We start from the raw sequence: 19,012 nt of genomic DNA, 5'->3' as shown, positions 1-19,012 counted from the left end.
TTCAAAAGTTATTGGGTATTGGCAGAAGTAAGGCATACGCATTTCTGGATGAAGCCTATGAGAGTCAGAAACCGTTCAGGGTAATAAAAATAGGTAAGCTGTACCGGGTTCCCAAAGAGGGATTTGATCAATGGTTAAATGGAGCGAGCTAAATGTGCGGAGGTGATAGGAATGGGAAAGAAAACACAGGAAAAGAGTGTTGCTTTTTTTGAACGAAATTCATGGTATCACCGTACAAAGGCACTGCAAGATAATGGCATTGTTAAATATGGAAAGAAAGGCGGATTTTCCAGTCAGGCAGAGGCGGAGGCCAGTTATCGGAAATGCGAGGAAGAATTTAATACGCTGTTGCGGAAACAGCAGCTTTCCAGCAAATCCAATAAAGACGTCCTCTTTAAAGAGTATCTTATCTACTGGTTTGAGGAAGTGTTTTCAAAAAGAATTGAAACGACAACAAGAATGGTTGGGGCATACACCTTATATGACTTGATTATCCCAAACATTGATTATGATATAAAGATGAGATTTGTCAGCGTGGAATACCTGGACGGACTTCTGGAGAGGACGTCAAAGGCTTGTGTTTCGGCAGGAAACAAAGGACGGGAAATTTTGAATCTTGCCATGAAAGAGGCAGTCATAGAGGGCTATATCAATGTGAATCCCGTGCCGGAAACAAAGCCGTATAAGCGAAAGAAACCCAATATCGTGATTCTCAGCAGGGAGAAAATAAAAATACTCCTTCAGGCGGCTTCAAAGGATAACTGGTATCTGGAAATTCTGTTGGGACTGTTTTGTGGACTGCGGAAAGGTGAAATTTATGGACTGAAATTTTCTGACTTTGATTTAGAACATCGTAGTGTGAAAATCAGCAGGCAGATTGTTGCAAACCCAATCATAAAAGAGGGCAGCAGGATTGAAGAAAATATTTCAATCGAACGTGATCCCAAAACGCCCAACAGTTTCCGGGTATTGCGTGTGCCGGAGGTCATTATTACGGAGTTGGAGAAAAGAAAATGTCAGATAGATATGTATAAAGAGAAGATGCAGGAGGCTTTTATTGATAACGATTATATCAGTTGTCAGGCAAATGGAAAGGTACATAGCCTGTCTGCCATGAACAATGCTTTGACAAAGCTGTGTGTGCGGAATGGGCTTCCTGCCGTAACCGTGCATGGACTTCGCCATATGTTTGCGACAATTTTGGTGGAGCAGGGTGTTCCGCTTGCGAAAATATCAGGGTTATTGGGACATAGTTCTGTCAATACGACTTTTGAATATTATTGCGACGTCATGGATGAGAAAGAAAAGATTATTGCCTTTATGAATGATGCTTTTGCTCCTGAAGGCAGGGAAGGGACAGGATAATATGGAATTTGATTTCCGTGAGCAACGAGCCAAACGGCCGTGCTTGCATGGACATTTGGCGACTGCCGCGAGAGCTGGAATCTCTGTTGTAAACGGAGATTCCAGCTTAAAATTACAGCAGTTTGTGGACTGGAAGGTTTATAACGTCACGCCGATTAAGAATAAGTTTGGCTATCGTGTGGTTCTGATTTATGCGGACGGGACAAATGGATCTATGTCAATACTTTAGACAAAAAAAGTTGAAAGATTATGCTGCTTTTTTGAGTTCCTCATCCTCCTTTTGCTGTGGTGTCAGATAACCGATAGAGCTATGGATCCGTTTACGGTTATACCAGCCCTCTATGTATTTAAAGATTGCTCTGCGAGCTTCCCTTAAATCCTGGTAAGTATGAAGATAGATTTCTTCCTTTTTCAGTACGGAATGGAAAGATTCCATACAGGCATTATCGTATGGATTTCCCTTACGACTAAATGAATGCAGGATTCCTTTACTGCCCAGGCAGTCTTCAAATGCCTGGCTCGTATACTGACTTCCAAGATCACTATGAAGGATGATCCCCTCGGTATCCCTGACATTCAGGCATGCGTTTTCTACCGCTTTAACCGCCAGTTCCGCCGTCATAGATGTGCCATAGGCATACCCTATAATCTTTCGGCTGCACAGATCCATGACAGAAGCCAGATAGGTCCATCCTTCTTTCTGTACATGGATGTAAGTGATATCCGTACACCATTTCTGGTTGATGGTCTCCGTCCCAAAATCACGCCTCAGGATATTTTTCTTATCCTCCGGGATGCTGCCATGGTTGGCATGATGATTGTACTTCTTTACTACGATAGAGCGCAGTCCCTGCTCTGCCATATGCCTCTGCACCCTCTTGACGCTGCAAGGTGTACCATTATCATTCAGCACACGGCATATTTTGACAGCCCCATACCTTTGTTTTGAGTCATCATATGCCTGTTTCACTTTCCTGCCGAATTCCGCATATGCCTTCTGCTTATTCGAGGGTACACAAACCAGAGCCTTGTAATAGGTACTCCTTGGGAATTTCAGAGCGCTGCAAAGCTGAGATACACAGTAGCGGGTTAAGTTGTTCTGGATAAAGGAAACAATCTCGGCTATAGTTCTTTCGCGAATAAGGCGGTCGCTTTTTTTAATATTTCATTCTCAATCTTAAGGCGTTGGATTTCTTTCTGGAGAGCCTTATACTCCTTAAGGGTGACCGTCTCCTCCCCGGATACTTTGATGGGGGAGAGCTGTTTTACCCAGTTGCTGAGTGTGCTTCGATTTACGCCATATTCACGCTCCAGTTGCGGATACGAGGTTCCTCCGGCATTATACAGATCCACGATCTGCTGCTTGAATTCCGGAGTGTAAGATTTCTGGTTTTTCGCCATGTAAAACATCTCCTTTGCTTTTTCACTTGATAGTATAGGTTGTTCAACTTTTCCTGTCCACACTTATATACTAACACCAAAAAATACCACAGCAGAAATCCGGATTTGCTACAAAGAAAGCGGCGAACACGGACAGGGACAAGACGCTGGGTGAATTATATTCAGGCACATATGTGGTATATACAAGTGTAAAAGTGAAAGACTTTATGCTGTTCTGGATTGAAAAAGAAATGCGTCCACGCATTACAAGCGGCTCCTACGAAACCTATTCCAATATTGTGAATAACCATGTGATTCCAGCGATGGGAAACATCAGAATGACAGAGATCAAACGGAGCCATATCCAGAGCCTTTATTATGAAGAAGCGGCTGCTTCGGCTTCTATTGCAAGGCTGGTAAAAACGGTGATGAATACGTCCATGCAGTATGCTGTGAATAAGAAGATCATTTCCATAAATCCGACGATTGATGTTGCTTTGCCAAAGCAGGTAGAAAAGAAAGCCTATCACACCCGGAACATTGATACACAAAAGACGCTGAATATGGAGCAGGTTTTAACGCTCATTGAAGAGAGCAGGGAAACGCCAATCCATATGCAGGTACTTTTTGCAGTGCTGTTGGGATTGAGGCGGTGTGAAATCAATGGGGTAAAATATTCGGATATAGATTATATCAACCGGACATTAAAGGTACAGCGGCAGTTAGGCAAGAAACCAAACACGACCGCCGAGGAATTCCCGGCTAAGACGTTTACAAAGCAGGAAATCGGATTGAAAACGCCGTCCAGCTACCGAACCATACCCATACCGGATTATGTGTTTGAAGCCATTCTGGAAGAAAGAAAAGTGTATGAGAAGAACCGCAGAAGGAGGTCAGACACATTTCAGGATTTGGATTATATCTGCTGTTCCACTTATGGACGTCCGAGAAGCAAGGATTTTCACTGGAGGCATTATAAGAAGCTGTTGGAGGACAATGGACTGCCTGATATAAGGTGGCATGATTTGAGAAGCACTTTTTGTACTATCTTATTAAAGAATAATTTCAATCCTAAAGCGGTATCGCAGCTCATGGGACATGCGAAAGAAATTATCACCATAGATGTTTATGGAGACACTGCCGAAATCATTGAGGACTGCTTAGACGATCTCCAGCCATTTATTGATGAAGTAATCCCAAAAGAAGAAAGTGAAAGCGGCACAGATTTTTCAGAAGATAATTATATAGAACAAATTAGTGAATTTCTTGCATGAAACTAAGATATTGGCATAACCGAATCGTATTAAAAAGATATAAAAAGTACAGAACAAAAGTTCGATTTTGGTCTGTACTTTTTTTGACTTATATGTTATAATGAAAAACCAAATGACTGGATAATACTATCTGTACTGGTTGGTGTTATTCAGTGTTGTTTCGTTTCAAAAATACGGTTTTGTGACCTGCATTCGTGTAATTGCTATTTTAACGCTTATTCGCCAGCTTTGCAAGCCTATTTTACACGAATCGAAAATCAAATTACACGAATTTCGGGCGAATAGGCAAACTTTTTTCGGTTACAAATTGGAGGTTTTCATATGCCAGATAAGAGAGGAAATTCGCAATCCGCTGACAATAGTCAGCTACTTGCTCATAAAAGCAGCCCAAAAGACGGGCATGCTTTTAAATTACAAGCCCCCTACAAGCCCACAGGCGACCAGCCGCAGGCTATCGCCGAGCTGGTCAAAGGCTTCAAGGAGGGCAATCAATTCCAGACTTTACTAGGGGTTACGGGTTCCGGTAAGACATTTACGATGGCGAATGTCATTCAGGAATTGCAGAAGCCGACGCTGGTCATCGCCCACAACAAAACGCTTGCGGCGCAGCTATACGGAGAATTCAAGGAGATGTTCCCTGAGAATGCAGTGGAATATTTTGTGTCCTATTACGACTACTACCAACCCGAAGCCTACGTACCCTCCTCGGACACCTACATTGCCAAGGACTCATCCATCAACGATGAGATTGACAAGCTCCGCCACTCCGCCACAGCGGCATTATCTGAACGGCGGGATGTAATCATCGTAGCCAGCGTATCCTGCATATACGGTCTTGGTTCCCCTATAGATTACCAGAACATGGTAATCTCCCTACGCCCAGGAATGATCAAGGATCGGGACGAGGTAATCAAGAAGTTAATCGAGATTCAGTACGACCGCAACGAGATGGACTTTAAGCGGGGAACCTTCCGTGTCCGCGGAGACGTATTGGAGATTATACCAGCAATCTATGAGAGTCTGGGATATCGAATCGAATTTTTCGGTGACGAAGTAGACCGTATCACAGAGATTGATATTTTGACCGGAGAGATTAAGAATGAATTGAACCATGTAGCAATCTTCCCTGCGTCCCATTATGTGGTATCCAAGGAGAGCCTTGACAGGGCGATTAAGGAGATTGAGGTTGAGTTAGAGGAGCAGGTTAAGTATTTTAAGAGCGAAGGGAAGCTTCTGGAGGCTCAGAGGATAGCTGAACGTACGAATTTTGATATAGAGATGATGCGGGAGACAGGCTTTTGTTCAGGAATTGAGAACTACTCCCGACACTTAACCGGACTTGCGGCAGGGCAGCCGCCCCACACGCTAATCGATTATTTTCCAGACGATTTTATTATGATGATTGACGAATCCCATAAGACAGTGCCCCAGATTGGAGGCATGTACCACGGCGACCAGTCCAGGAAATCAACCCTGGTGGAATATGGTTTTCGTCTTCCTTCTGCAAAAGATAACCGCCCCTTGAACTTTGAAGAATTTGAAGGTAAGATAGACCAGGTGATGTTTGTTTCTGCCACTCCGGGACCCTATGAGGATGAACATGAATTGCTGCGAGCAGAGCAGGTGATCCGTCCTACAGGACTTCTGGACCCAGAGATTGAGGTGCGGCCAGTGGAAGGGCAGATAGATGATCTGGTGGGTGAAGTGAACAAAGAGATTGGCAATAAGAATAAGGTCCTGATTACTACACTGACAAAACGTATGGCAGAGGATCTTACAGACTATATGCGGGAGGTGGGGATTCGTGTCCGTTATCTCCATTCGGATATTGATACGCTGGAGAGAACAGAGATTGTTCGAGATATGCGGCTGGATGTTTTTGACGTGCTGGTGGGAATCAATCTTCTTCGGGAGGGCTTAGACATACCGGAGATTACCCTTGTGGCAATCCTGGATGCAGATAAGGAAGGCTTCTTACGTTCAGAGACGTCCCTGATTCAGACCGTCGGGCGTGCGGCGCGTAATGCAGAAGGACATGTAATTATGTATGCCGATACGATTACGGATTCCATGCGTCTGGCTATTGAGGAAACTGAGAGACGCCGTAAGGTTCAGATGAAGTATAATGAAGAACATGGCATTACCCCACAGACGATCAAGAAGAGTGTCCGCGACTTAATTGCCGTGTCGAAGAAGGTTGCCGCAGAGGAGCTTCGGATGGAGAAGGATCCAGAGTCTATGAGCCAGAAGGAGTTGGAGAAGCTGATTCAGGAGATTACGAAGCAGATGAAGAAGGCGGCGGCAGAGCTGAATTTCGAGGCAGCAGCAGAGTTAAGGGATAAGCTTGTGGAGTTGAAGAAAGTGTTAAATGATCTATAGATAAATTTAGGAAGGATAAAACATGGCAAAGAAAAGGGATAGCAAACAATTTATCAGAATCAGAGGCGCCAATGAGCACAATCTGAAGAATATTGATCTGGATATTCCAAGGGATGAGCTGGTGGTTCTGACAGGATTAAGCGGCTCAGGGAAATCCTCTCTGGCTTTCGATACCATTTACGCTGAAGGGCAGAGAAGATATATGGAGTCACTGTCTTCTTATGCCAGGCAGTTCCTGGGGCAGATGGAGAAGCCAGATGTTGAGAGCATTGAAGGGTTGTCTCCTGCAATCTCCATTGACCAGAAATCCACGAACCGTAACCCAAGATCTACGGTGGGTACGGTGACGGAGATCTATGATTATTTCCGTCTGCTTTATGCCCGTATCGGGATTCCACACTGCCCCAAATGTGGGAAGGAGATTAAGAAGCAGACGGTAGACCAGATGGTGGATCAGATTATGGAGTTGCCAGAGAGGACGAAGATTCAGCTGCTGGCGCCAGTGGTACGGGGAAGAAAGGGAACCCATGTAAAGCTTTTTGAGCGGGCTAAGAAGAACGGATATGTCCGTGTCAGGGTGGACGGTAATTTATATGAACTGTCGGAGGAGATTGTTCTGGACAAGAACATCAAACACAATATTGATATTATTGTGGACCGTCTGATGATTAAGGAAGGAATCGAGAAAAGGCTGACGGATTCTATTGAGACGGTTCTTGGGCTGGCAGAAGGCCTGCTGACTGTGGATGTCATTGATGGAGAGACTTTTAATTTCAGCCAGAGCTTCTCCTGTCCAGACTGTGGAATCAGCATCGAGGAGATTGAGCCGAGAAGCTTTTCCTTTAATAATCCGTTTGGAGCATGTCCCGAATGTTTTGGCTTGGGATATAAGATGGAATTTGACGAGGACCTGATTATTCCGAATAAGAACTTAAGCATTATGGAGGGCGCTATTACAGTTATGGGATGGCAGTCCTGCAACGATAAAAAGAGCTTTTCCTATGCGATTCTGGAGGCTCTTAGCAAAGAGTATGATTTTTCCCTGGATACACCTTTTAAGGATTATCCTAAGAAGATTCACGATGTACTGATTCATGGTACGGACGGCAGGGAGGTTAGAGTCTATTATCGGGGACAGCGGGGAGAAGGGGCCTACGACGTGGCCTTTGAAGGGCTGCTGCGCAACGTAGAGAGACGTTACAGGGAGACTTCCTCCGAGTACTCCAAGGCGGAATATGAGGAGTTTATGCGGATTACACCCTGCCATGAGTGTAAAGGTCAGAGATTAAAGCCGGGCGCTCTTGCGGTCACTGTGGGAGACCGGAATATTGCGGAACTTACGGCCCTGTCTATTGAGCGTCTCCAGGAATTTTTGGACCAGTTAGAATTAAATAAACAGCAGATGCTAATTGGCGGGCAGATTTTGAAAGAGATTCGGGCGCGGATTCAGTTTTTAATGGATGTAGGACTTGATTATTTGACCCTTGCACGGGCAACGGGAAGCTTGTCGGGAGGCGAAGCACAGCGAATCCGACTGGCGACGCAGATTGGCTCCGGACTGGTGGGGGTTGCCTATATTCTGGATGAGCCGAGTATCGGGCTTCATCAGAGGGATAATGACAAACTCCTGGGAACTTTGAAGCATTTGCGGGATTTGGGGAATTCTGTCATTGTGGTAGAGCATGATGAGGATACGATGATGGATGCAGACTATATCGTGGATATCGGGCCGGGAGCCGGAGAACATGGCGGTGAGGTGGTAGCCAAGGGAAATGCAAAGGAGATTATGCGCAACAAGGCTTCTGTTACCGGTGCATACCTAAGCGGCAAAATCCGTATTCCTGTACCAAAGGAACGGGCCAAGCCGTTGGGATGGCTTAAGGTGCTGGGGGCGCGGGAGAATAATCTGAAGAATATTGATGTGGAGTTTCCGCTTGGGGTCATGACCTGTGTGACGGGCGTATCCGGATCAGGAAAGAGCTCTCTTGTCAACGAAATTCTCTACAAGCGGCTTGCCAGAGAGTTAAACCGAGCCAGAACCCTTCCGGGCAAGCATGATGAGGTCGAGGGGATGGACAGGCTTGACAAGGTAATCAATATTGACCAGTCTCCCATTGGACGTACTCCCAGATCCAATCCTGCTACCTATACAGGTGTGTTTGATTTGATTCGTGATCTCTTTGCGGCTACGGCGGATGCCAAGGCAAAAGGATATAAGAAGGGAAGATTCAGCTTCAACGTGAAGGGCGGCAGATGTGAGGCCTGCAGCGGTGACGGAATCTTAAAGATTGAGATGCATTTTCTTCCGGATGTCTACGTGCCTTGTGAAGTCTGCGGCGGTAAGAGGTATAACCGTGAGACGTTGGAGGTAAAATATAAAGGGAAAAGTATTTATGATGTTCTCGATATGACTGTGGAGGAGGCGCTGCATTTCTTTGAAAATGTACCCAGTATCCGGCGGAAGATGGAGACGCTTTATGATGTGGGACTATCCTATATTCGGCTTGGGCAGCCCTCCACAACCTTGTCAGGAGGCGAGGCACAGAGGATTAAGCTTGCGACGGAGTTAAGCAAGCGGAGTACAGGTAAGACCATCTATATTCTGGACGAGCCCACAACAGGGCTGCATTTTGCAGATGTCCACAAGCTGACGGAGATCCTGCGCCGTTTGTCGTCGGATGGGAATACGGTAATTGTGATTGAGCACAACCTAGATGTGATTAAGACGGCAGACTATATTATAGACATTGGGCCAGAGGGAGGCGACAGGGGCGGTACTGTAATCGCCAAGGGAACTCCGGAGGAGGTGGCACAGAATCCGATTTCATATACAGGAAAATATATCCATGCAGTATTGCAGAGAAAATAGTTGAATTTGTCCCAGTATTGCAAAGAAAATAGTAGAAGCTGTCAAACAATGGGGGAAATGGGACAATCCCATTTGTTTCACAAAGATTTAAGGAAAAAGGGGGTTTCCATTTTCTGTAAAGTTGATTATAATGGATTGAGCACAAGATAGTGCATAAAGAATGAAATCAACGAATGATGATTATATAGAGATGCGCAAGAGTCAAGTCAACAAATGATAATCATATAGATAGCATAGGGAAAGGGGAAGAAAGATGTCAGTAGATATCGGAATTGACTTGGGAACTGCCAGCGTCCTGGTCTATGTAAAGGGAAAAGGCGTCATACTGAAGGAGCCGTCTGTGGTTGCTTATGACAGGGATACGAATGCGATAAAAGCTATTGGCGAGGAGGCACGTTTAATGTTGGGGAGGACGCCAGGGAATATTGTGGCTGTCCGTCCACTCCGTCAGGGAGTCATTTCAGATTATACTGTGACAGAGAAGATGATCAAGTACTTTGTACAGAAGGCCTTGGGAAAGCGTACTTTTAAGAAGCCGAGAATCAGCATCTGTGTGCCCAGCGGTGTGACCGAGGTGGAGCGCAAGGCTGTGGAAGAGGCAACCTATGCGGCAGGGGCCAGAGAAGTGAACCTGATTGAAGAACCTGTGGCGGCAGCCATAGGGGCAGGAATTGACATCTCCAAGCCCTGCGGCAATATGATTGTTGATATAGGGGGAGGAACAGCGGATATTGCCGTGATTTCCTTAGGCGGCACTGTAGTGAATTCTTCGATTAAGATTGCAGGCGATGATTTTGACGAGGCCATTGTCCGTTATATGCGTAAGAAGCATAACCTCTTGATTGGAGAACGGACTGCAGAGGACATTAAGATTAAGATTGGGACGACTTATCCTCTGATTGAGGACGAGGAGTTAGAGGTGAGAGGCCGCAATCTGGTGACAGGACTTCCTAAGACGGTGACTGTCACTTCTCTGGAGACGGAGGAAGCGCTGCGCGAGCCCACGGGTCAGATTGTGGAGGAAGTAATTAACGTACTGGAGAGAACGCCTCCTGAGTTGTCTGCTGATATCCTGGATCGAGGGATTATGCTGACGGGAGGCGGTTCCATGCTCAGGGGACTGGAAGAACTGATAGAGGAGAAGACGGGAATCAATACCATGACGGCGGAGGATCCGATGAAAGTGGTTGCCATTGGCACCGGACAGTTTGTGGAATTGGTGAGCGGACGAAGAGAATTTTAATGGACAGTATAAAAGGATATGTGGGGCATATCGTATACCGCAACGAGGATAATGGATATACGGTATTTAATCTGAATAATGACGACGGAGAGATAACCTGTGTAGGGAAGTTTCATTATGTGGAGGAAGGGGGGCTGTTAAAGCTTACGGGAGAGTATACTACCCATAAGCTGTATGGTCTTCAGTTTAAAGTGGAGTCTTCCGAGGTTTGTGAGCCGGAGGATCTGGTATCCATTGAGCGGTATCTGGGTTCTGGGTCCATCAAAGGCGTGGGGGCTTCGCTGGCAGGCAGGATTGTAAAGAAATTCAAGGAGGATACGTTCCGCATTATCGAAGAGGAGCCGGAGAGACTGGCAGAGATTAAAGGCATCAGCGAGCGGAAGGCGCGGGAGATCTCGGCGCAGGTGGAGGAAAAGCGTGATATGCGGCAAGCGATGATATTTCTCCAAAAATACGGGATCTCTACCACATTGTCCGCAAAGATTTATCAGCATTATGGGCAGAGTGTATACCGTGTTATAGAGGAGAATCCTTACCAGATTGCTGACCATGTGCCGGGAGTTGGCTTTAAGACTGCGGATGAGATTGCAATAAAGGTGGGGATGCATGCAGATTCGGATTTCCGCGTTCGCAGCGGTATCTTTTATACCCTGCTTCAGAGTGTAAATGACGGGCATATTTTTCTAAAGCAGGAGGTGCTTCTTAGGAGGGCGAGCGAGCTTTTAGGAGTCGAGCTTACGGATATTGAGAGATATTTGATGGATCTTGCAATCGAGAAGAAGATTGTCATTAGGAAGGAAACGGATGGTGTGCGTATCTATCCGTCCCGTTACTATTATATGGAAATGAATGTGGCGAGGATGCTGCATGATTTGGATGTGGATTATCAGGCAAAGGAGAGTCAGATTCAGGACAGGCTTCATGCCATTGAAGAACGTGGAAGGCTGTGTCTGGACGAGATGCAGAGAACTGCGGTGGTAGAAGCGATGAGGAGAGGAGTCATGGTGCTGACTGGAGGACCCGGAACAGGAAAGACCACCACCATCAATGCCATGCTTCATTTTTTTGACAGTGAGGGGATGGATTTCTTGCTGGCGGCGCCAACAGGACGGGCGGCCAAGAGGATGACAGAGGCTACTGGATATGAGGCGCAGACCATCCACAGACTTTTGGAAGTCAACGGGAATCCGGAGGAGGACAGTGTCAGCGGCTTCCAGAGGAATGAGGAGAATCCGCTGGAGGCGGATGTGATCATTATTGACGAGGTCTCTATGGTGGACCTACCGCTGATGTCGGCTCTCCTTCGGGCCATTGTTCCGGGAACCAGGTTAATCCTGGTGGGAGACAGCAACCAGCTTCCAAGCGTAGGGCCGGGAAGTGTGCTTAAGGATATTATTGCTTCGGAGTGTTTTTCTGTGGTCATGCTGACGAAGATTTTCCGTCAGGCGGGAGAGAGTGATATCGTTGTCAACGCACACAAGATTAATCGAGGAGAAGAAGTGATTCTGGACAATAAAAGCCAGGATTTCTTCTTTTTAAAACGGCAGGATGCCAATGTGATTATCAGTGTGGTAATCACGCTGATTCAAAAAAAACTTCCTAAGTACGTGGATGCGAAGCAGAATGATATCCAGGTACTAACTCCTATGCGGAAGGGACTTTTGGGTGTAGACCGCCTGAATCGGATTTTGCAGGAATATCTGAATCCGAAGGAGAAGGGAAAGACAGAGAAGGAGGTTGGGGACCGCCTGTTCCGTGAAGGGGACAAGGTGATGCAGATTAAGAATAATTACCAGTTGGAGTGGGAGATTTCCACCAAATATGGAATGACCATTGACAAAGGCATGGGGATTTTCAACGGAGATATGGGAATCATCAGGCAGATTGACACTTACGAGGAGACGGTAACCGTAGAGTACGATGAACAGCGCAGGGTGAAGTATCCCTATGCTTTGCTGGATGAGCTGGAGCTTGCCTATGCGATTACCATACATAAGTCACAGGGGAGTGAATATCCTGCGGTAGTGATTCCACTGCTGTCAGGGCCGAGACAGTTGTATCACAGGAATCTTTTGTATACGGCTGTGACAAGGGCGAGGCGTTGCGTGACGCTGGTTGGAAGTGACCAGGTATTCCAGGAGATGATTCGCAATACCAATGAGCAGAGACGCAATACAAGCCTTGCAGAACGAATCCGAGAAATGCAATGAAAAATAAAAGAATGTTTCCTGCAATAGCAGACAGGGCCGCAGCCTGGCTGTGGCCGGAGGTATGTCCTTTTTGCGCCAGGGTTAGCAGCCAGGGGATTTGCAGTGCATGCAGAGGGAAGCTAGAAGCTCTTAAGATACAAGAACCCAGATGTATGGGGTGCGGTAAGCCAATCCATCATGGGGAACAGGAATATTGCTACGATTGTATGCATATGAAACATTCATATGACAGGGGATATGGTTTATGGCTGCACAAAGAACCTGTCAGCACATCTATCTATCAATTCAAGTACCACAATCAAAGGAGATACGGGGTCTGTTATGTGGAGGAATTCATCCGCTGCTATGGTCATATGATAAAAAGGTGGACCCCTGACCTCATAATTCCAATCCCACTTCACAGAAAGCGCAGAAGGCAAAGAGGATATAACCAGGCGGCAGTCCTTTGCCGTGAGCTTGGAAGAAGACTTGGAATCCCTGTGGATGAGAAAGGTCTGGTCCGTAAACTTTATACAGAGCCGCAAAAGAAACTCAGTCATCAGGAGAGAAGTAAGAATTTAAGACATGCATTTAGAGTGAAAAAGTGTTTCAAGCCAGTGTCTACAGTGTTGTTGATTGACGATATTTATACGACAGGGAGCACGATAGACGCTGCAGCGGCGGTTTTAAAGGAGAAAGGAGTCGAAAAAGTGTAACAGTTCAGCCTTGCGACTGGCAAAAGAGAGAAATTGAAAAAGTTTTTTCTTCTGATTATCCACATGGAAACACGTAATTTCACGAATTTAATTGCTTTGTGATTAGTATGTGGATAACTTTTGAACAACATGTCTGTTCAGAATCCCATTTTCATAGTTTTTGTGACCGGTATTCCACAGAACCTCTGGAATACACAAAAATAATCCACCGTCATTTTGACGAACCTATTCTAAAGAGGATTTTTCTTTTCTATTCATTTCTGATAAACTATGGTTATCAGAAATGAACGGAAGGAGATGCCCCATGGGAAGAAAAAGCAACTATGAAAATGGAATGTACCAGCAGCTCATGGAAATCATGGGGCGTCTGGATACGGTTGAAAAAGAACACAAACAGGAAGTTGGGGAATTGAAAGCGGAAATCGCAGATTTAAAAGAAGAGAACCAGCTCTTACGTCAAGAAAACCGACTGCTTAAAGACGATAATGCACGTCTGAAAAGTATTATCAATCATGACAGCTCCAATACTTCCCTTCCACCATCTACCGATCAAAAAGGCGGAAAACCTGCAAATACCTATAACGGAAGAAAGAAAACAAAACGTAAAGCAGGCGGACAAAAAGGGCATAAAGGAACAACGCTTACAAAAGCAGAGATAGAAGTAAAAATTGCTTCCGGCAAATGCAGACATGAAGTAAAAATGATTGGTAATGCAGCCGGACAGAAATACGTCACAAAATATGTGGTTGATCTAGCTGTGGAACCGATGATTACAGAAATCCGTATCTATGCAGATAAAGAAGGGGTTTTACACATTCCAAAAGAATACCGCAGTGATGTTACCTATGGAGCAAATGTAAAAGCGCTGGCTGTATCCCTGTATAGTGAAGGGGTTATGTCAAACGACAGGATTGCTTCTTTTTTAAATGCAGCCGGTAACGGAGAACTCGAATTATCAGAAGGGAGCGTCTATGGATTTTGCAAAAACTGGCGTCGGTTTCTCAAACAAGCATTTCAAATTTGGAAAACGAACTGTTGAACCAAAAAGTTGTTGCAACCGATGCCACAGTGGTAACAGTAAATGGGAAACAGAATTATATCCGGAATTTCAGCATAAAAAACAGCGTGGTATACCATGCCATGGGCGGCAAATCCATAGAAGCACTGAAGGGACTGTATTTTTGAAACACTATACAGGGATTCTTCTCCATGACCATGAAACCGCATTGTACCACTTTGGCACGGATCACGCAGAATGCAATGTCCACATCATCCGTTATCTCCGAAAAAATACGGAGGAAACAGGGAATGCATGGTCCGGGGAGATGAGTGCGCTCCTGTGTGAAATGAATCGGGAACGGAAAGAATTACTAGGGCAGGGGTTCCCATCATTTCCGCCTGCAATCCTAAGGGAATATGAAGAAAAATATTTTTCCCTGATACGAAAAGGAGAGGCAGAAAATAAAACGACCAGACATAAATATGCGAAAAAAGAGGAAAAGACATTACTTAACCGTATGGATAAATACAGTCATAACCATCTTTTATTCTTGCATGATTTTTCCGTGCCCTTTGATGACAATATTTCGGAACGAGATTTACGGAAAGCAAAAAATCGCCAGAAAATGGCTGGAGGTTTTCGCAAGGAAAGCGGCAGTGAAATGTACTGTTCCATTATGACAGTCATAGAAACCCTTAAGAAAAGGAAAATGGGGATTATAGAAAATATAAAAATGTTATTTATGGGCACACCGGCTATATTTTAGCCGGTGTAATACCCGTTAGGTCAATCGCAAGGCTGAACTGTTACGAAAAAGTCTATTTTTTAACTATAAGTATTGGACAAGGATACTGATATTTGTTATACTAAAAATGATATTTGAGTATATAATATAACATTTTGAGGTGGTTTATGTTAGATAAGAAAAAAGTAGAGCTTATGACCCGCCTTGCTTTCTATGAGCAGACGGAGGGAAAGGAAGACTTTAAGATCAGCGCATATTATCGCAGGGACTATACAGGTCTTCACATGATCTGCTCTTTTTTGTGGGTTACAGTGGGATATATCTGTGTGGTGGGGATGTTTGTCCTTGTGAAGATGGAGGATATACTGAATAATGTATCCAACGGTCTGATTATGATGCTGGCGGGTGCAATCGTTCTGGGATATATTTCCCTGATTATCGTGTATCTGATCGTTACAGGACATATCTACAATGAGAAGCATAAGGATGCCAGACAGAGGGTTAAAAAATACAACCATAATCTGACACGGCTGCTTAGGATGTATGAAAAGGAGAACAGATAGATGGACAGTATATATGTACTACGCGGACGAATTGAGGAATTATATGCCAGGAACTCGAAAGTATATGATAAGGCCATCCAGTTTATTTTGGCAGTTTCCACATTCATACTCATTAACCGGAATGTGGGCTTTATGAAAATGGCTGCTTCCCCTGTAGCGGCGATAGCCCTTGCGGTGATCTGTACATTCCTGCCTCTGGGGGCGACGGTGGTTGCGGCCACTGCTTTGATTTTGCTGCATATGTATTCCGTATCTCTGGGAATCCTTGGGGTCACGGCAGTTTTGTTTCTGGTGATGTATATCTTTTATCTGCGCCTGGCGCCTAAGATGGCGCTGGTGGTGGTATTGACACCTCTTGCGTTCTTTCTGCATATACCTTATGTGATACCAGTAGCCTGCGGCCTTGCGGCTGCGCCTGGGAGTATGGTGGCAGCCATTTGCGGTACACTGGTATATTATATGATGGATTACGTCAAAAAAGCGGCTGCAAACCTGGATGACTCTGGTGTAAAGGGTATGCTGACCCAGGCGACAGATTATCTTGGAAAAGTGTTCCAGAACAAAGAAATGTGGGTAATGCTTGGCGCCTTCCTTATTTGTTTCTTTATCGTATATGCAATTCACAGGGCTTCTATGGATCATGCCTGGAAGATTGCGATTGTGGTGGGAATTATTGCGAATCTGGTGGTAGTAGTGGCAGGAGATATTGTTCTTGGTGTGCATACCTCCTATGGTATGCTGGTGGGAGGAAGTGTTGCATCCCTTGTAATCGGACTGATTCTGGAGGTTTTCTACTTCTCGGTGGACTATTCGCGAAGTGAGAAGTTGCAGTTTGAGGACGACGAGTACTACTATTATGTAAAGGCGGTTCCAAAGCTGTCGGTTGCAACTCCGGAGAAGATGGTAAAGCGGATCAATGAGAGGCAGGAGACTGAGATCATAGATACGGAATCTGTCCGGAAAAAGTCGGGGACAGCGTCCGGAGGGGTTGGGAAGAACGGAAAGAGACCCATGCCCAAGAAGGGACAATCGGTTAAAAAGCATGATATGAAGGAAGTGGATAAGATGCTTCTTACCCAGAGTCTCAGGAAAGATTTGAATATGAGAAAATAGAAGGCCTTAGAAGAACGGTGATAACATTGAAAAGGAGGTGAGGGAATGGAACAGCAGATTACCAGGTTTGTAGGAAAGTACACCTTTTCCGGTTGGTTTTTTCCGGAGATACGGATTACGGATATTGTGGAGGTATTGATTCTTACGTTCCTGCTTTACCATATCATGGTATGGATTAGGAATACAAAGGCGTGGATGCTGTTAAAGGGCATTGTAGTGCTGGCTGTGTTCATTCTGGTCGCCGCTATTTTCAAGATGCATACCATATTGTATATTACCAAGAATTCTGTGACGGTTATGGCAACGATCGCCATCGTGGTATTTCAGCCAGAGTTACGCAGAGCCTTGGAGAAGCTTGGAGAGAAGCAGTTTTTACCTGCTATGGTGCCCTTTGAGGGAGGACGCGAGAAGGTGCGCTTTAGTGAGGAGACGCGCGAGAGTATGATTGATGCCGCCTATGCCATGGGAAAGGTGAAGACAGGTGCATTGATTGTTGTAGAGCAGGCGATTCGTCTTACGGAATATGAGAGCACTGGAATCCGGATGGATTGTTTGGTGTCCAGCCAGGTTTTAATCAATATTTTTGAGCACAATACGCCGCTCCATGACGGCGCGATTATCGTACGGGGAGACAGGATTGTTTCGGCAACCTGTTATCTGCCTCTGTCCGACAACATGAGGATCAGTAAGTCCCTTGGTACTAGGCACCGTGCGGCGTTAGGGATGAGCGAAGTGAGTGATGCGCTGATCATCGTGGTTTCTGAAGAAACCGGAGCAGTATCTGTGGCTCAGGGAGGATTGCTTTCCCGCAATATCACAGAGAAGGAATTGAGAGAAAAACTGAGCAGTATCCAGGATCGGAGAGTGGAGACTGGCAGGCTTGCAGCACTGTGGAAAGGAAGGCGGAAGAATGAGAAGAAGACTGACAGCTAATCTGGGTCTTAAGATATTAGCCTTTTTTAGCGCAGTTTTGATGTGGTTTGTTGTGGTTAATATCGATGATCCAGTGACAGACAAGACGTATAACGGAATTCCGGTGAGTGTGATAAATGAAGAGGTTGTGACCACGACAAACAGGACGTACCAGATTGTGGATAATACTCAGGAAGTTATGGTGACGGTCAGCGCCAACCGGTCTGTTTTGAATAAGATTAGGTCAGAGGATATTGTTGCGGTTGCAGATATGAAGGAGTTAAGTCTGGGCACCCAGATTCCCATAGAGGTATCTATACCAGGGTATAAGTATGAGAAGGTGTATTCGTCTCCAGGGAATCTTCAGGTTAAGATTGAAGACGAGGCAAAGAATAATTTCCCGATTACGCCGTCTACCATCGGTACGGTACGTGAAGGGTATGTGCTTGGGGATTTGAAGCCGAATCCGGAGAAGGTGACGCTGCGCGGCCCCAAATCTGTCATTGACAGTATCAGCAAGGTTGTTGCAGAGGCAAATGTATCGGGATTGTCAGAGAATGCGGATATAGAAGGAAGGCTGATCTTATATGATGCCAATAATAATGTGATTGATCAGACGCTTCTTGCCAACAACCTTGGTAAAGACGGAGTCAGCGTTCGTGTTACCCTCCATCAGATTAGAAGTGTACCTGTAAAGCCAGATACCTCTATGCTCACGCCGGCAGAAGGCTGTAAAGTGGGTTCTGTGAATGTGGAACCGCGGGAGGTTCGGGTGACAGGCGAAGAAGATGATCTGGATAAGCTGGAGGAGATTGAAATACCAGCAGAAGAACTGGATATTTCCGATTTGTCCGAGCGGACGGAGAGGATTATAGACATATCTTCTTATCTTCCAGACGGAGTATCATTGGTGGAGGAGAATGCGAGAAGCGTAGTTGTGACAATCCAGATTGAACAGCCGGGCGTGAAGTATTATGAAGTGTCCACCAGCTCCATAACGGTGAATAATCTTTCAGAGGATTTGGAGTTAAGCTATGGTGCGGTGGATTTGGAGATTCAGGTCAGAGGTCCGGCGGAGACTTTGAAGGTGTTCACCGTTGCCAAGAAGGTGAGCATTGACCTTAAGAATTACCAGACGCCGGGAATCTATCTTGTTCCGGTAGCTGTAGAGCTTCCGGAAGGGTGTTCGCTGGTAGACAGTGAGGAAGTAGAGATTATACTAGAGAAAATAACGGAGGATGATCAAGTAGAATAAACGGAGGAG

General features: G+C 45.5%; 17 protein-coding genes. 15 read left to right on the top strand and 2 right to left on the bottom strand.

The annotated features are described in order from the left end of the window. The first annotated feature begins 171 nt into the window (after window positions 1-171). Both GN277_RS16985 and GN277_RS16980 read left to right on the top strand, forming a co-directional pair. Entirely contained in the window at window positions 172-1,365 is a 1,194-nt protein-coding gene (locus GN277_RS16985; RefSeq protein ID WP_159752046.1) for a site-specific integrase, read from the top strand. Window position 1,366: 1 nt separating this feature from the next. After that, window positions 1,367-1,594 (top strand): hypothetical protein, encoded by a 228-nt coding sequence (locus GN277_RS16980; RefSeq protein ID WP_204162760.1) that lies wholly within the window; start codon window positions 1,367-1,369, stop codon window positions 1,592-1,594. 18 nt (window positions 1,595-1,612) lie between these two features. On the opposite strand, the gene GN277_RS16975 is transcribed toward GN277_RS16980, so the two are convergent. After that, complete coding sequence (locus GN277_RS16975) at window positions 1,613-2,470, bottom strand: IS3 family transposase (protein ID WP_244324962.1); 858 nt, start codon at window positions 2,468-2,470, stop codon at window positions 1,613-1,615. Between the two features lie 17 nt (window positions 2,471-2,487). After that, window positions 2,488-2,766: a transposase gene (locus GN277_RS30310; protein ID WP_244324759.1), complete on the bottom strand. Its 279-nt coding sequence runs from the start codon at window positions 2,764-2,766 to the stop codon at window positions 2,488-2,490. A gap of 173 nt (window positions 2,767-2,939) precedes the next feature. Here GN277_RS30310 and GN277_RS16970 point away from each other — a divergent pair, with 173 nt between their 5' ends. The 13 genes from GN277_RS16970 (at window position 2,940) to GN277_RS16920 (ending at window position 19,003) form a co-directional block, all read left to right on the top strand. After that, window positions 2,940-4,019: a site-specific integrase gene (locus GN277_RS16970; protein WP_244324758.1), complete on the top strand. Its 1,080-nt coding sequence runs from the start codon at window positions 2,940-2,942 to the stop codon at window positions 4,017-4,019. 321 nt (window positions 4,020-4,340) lie between these two features. Then, window positions 4,341-6,398 carry an excinuclease ABC subunit UvrB gene (gene uvrB / locus GN277_RS16965; RefSeq protein WP_244324757.1) on the top strand — a complete coding sequence of 686 codons (2,058 nt, stop codon included), beginning with the start codon at window positions 4,341-4,343 and terminating at the stop codon, window positions 6,396-6,398. 22 nt (window positions 6,399-6,420) lie between these two features. Further along, window positions 6,421-9,267, top strand: coding sequence for an excinuclease ABC subunit UvrA (uvrA, locus tag GN277_RS16960; RefSeq protein WP_159752045.1), 2,847 nt, complete (start codon window positions 6,421-6,423; stop codon window positions 9,265-9,267). A 253-nt stretch (window positions 9,268-9,520) separates the two neighbouring features. Then, entirely contained in the window at window positions 9,521-10,510 is a 990-nt protein-coding gene (mreB, locus tag GN277_RS16955) for a rod shape-determining protein (RefSeq protein ID WP_159752044.1), read from the top strand. Continuing rightward, the gene (recD2, locus tag GN277_RS16950) at window positions 10,510-12,720 is read left to right on the top strand and encodes an SF1B family DNA helicase RecD2 (protein WP_159752043.1); all 2,211 of its coding nucleotides are present in this window, start codon (window positions 10,510-10,512) and stop codon (window positions 12,718-12,720) included. Before mreB ends, recD2 begins: the two co-directional genes overlap by 1 nt. Further along, complete coding sequence (locus tag GN277_RS16945; protein ID WP_244324756.1) at window positions 12,717-13,415, top strand: ComF family protein; 699 nt, start codon at window positions 12,717-12,719, stop codon at window positions 13,413-13,415. The genes recD2 and GN277_RS16945 overlap by 4 nt, the downstream gene beginning before the upstream one ends. Window positions 13,416-13,719: 304 nt before the next feature. Further along, window positions 13,720-14,454, top strand: coding sequence for a DUF6444 domain-containing protein (locus GN277_RS30305; RefSeq protein WP_244324755.1), 735 nt, complete (start codon window positions 13,720-13,722; stop codon window positions 14,452-14,454). Then, on the top strand, window positions 14,451-14,600 hold the full coding sequence (locus GN277_RS30300) for a hypothetical protein (RefSeq protein WP_244324754.1): 150 nt from the start codon (window positions 14,451-14,453) through the stop codon (window positions 14,598-14,600). The genes GN277_RS30305 and GN277_RS30300 overlap by 4 nt, the downstream gene beginning before the upstream one ends. Continuing rightward, window positions 14,597-15,181, top strand: coding sequence for an IS66 family transposase (locus tag GN277_RS30295; protein ID WP_244324753.1), 585 nt, complete (start codon window positions 14,597-14,599; stop codon window positions 15,179-15,181). Before GN277_RS30300 ends, GN277_RS30295 begins: the two co-directional genes overlap by 4 nt. 146 nt (window positions 15,182-15,327) lie before the next feature. Next, window positions 15,328-15,723: a hypothetical protein gene (locus tag GN277_RS16935; RefSeq protein WP_159752042.1), complete on the top strand. Its 396-nt coding sequence runs from the start codon at window positions 15,328-15,330 to the stop codon at window positions 15,721-15,723. Next, window positions 15,724-16,836 carry a hypothetical protein gene (locus GN277_RS16930; protein WP_159752041.1) on the top strand — a complete coding sequence of 371 codons (1,113 nt, stop codon included), beginning with the start codon at window positions 15,724-15,726 and terminating at the stop codon, window positions 16,834-16,836. A gap of 45 nt (window positions 16,837-16,881) precedes the next feature. Then, window positions 16,882-17,769 carry a diadenylate cyclase CdaA gene (gene cdaA / locus GN277_RS16925; RefSeq protein WP_159752040.1) on the top strand — a complete coding sequence of 296 codons (888 nt, stop codon included), beginning with the start codon at window positions 16,882-16,884 and terminating at the stop codon, window positions 17,767-17,769. Further along, window positions 17,747-19,003, top strand: a complete 1,257-nt coding sequence (locus GN277_RS16920) for a CdaR family protein (RefSeq protein ID WP_159752039.1) — start codon at window positions 17,747-17,749, stop codon at window positions 19,001-19,003. The genes cdaA and GN277_RS16920 overlap by 23 nt, the downstream gene beginning before the upstream one ends. Window positions 19,004-19,012: the final 9 nt, after the last annotated feature.

This window comes from Sporofaciens musculi, assembly GCF_009830285.1.
Classification (GTDB): Bacteria; Bacillota; Clostridia; order Lachnospirales; family Lachnospiraceae; genus Sporofaciens; species Sporofaciens musculi.
This window is presented reverse-complemented; position numbering and strand designations above follow the sequence as displayed.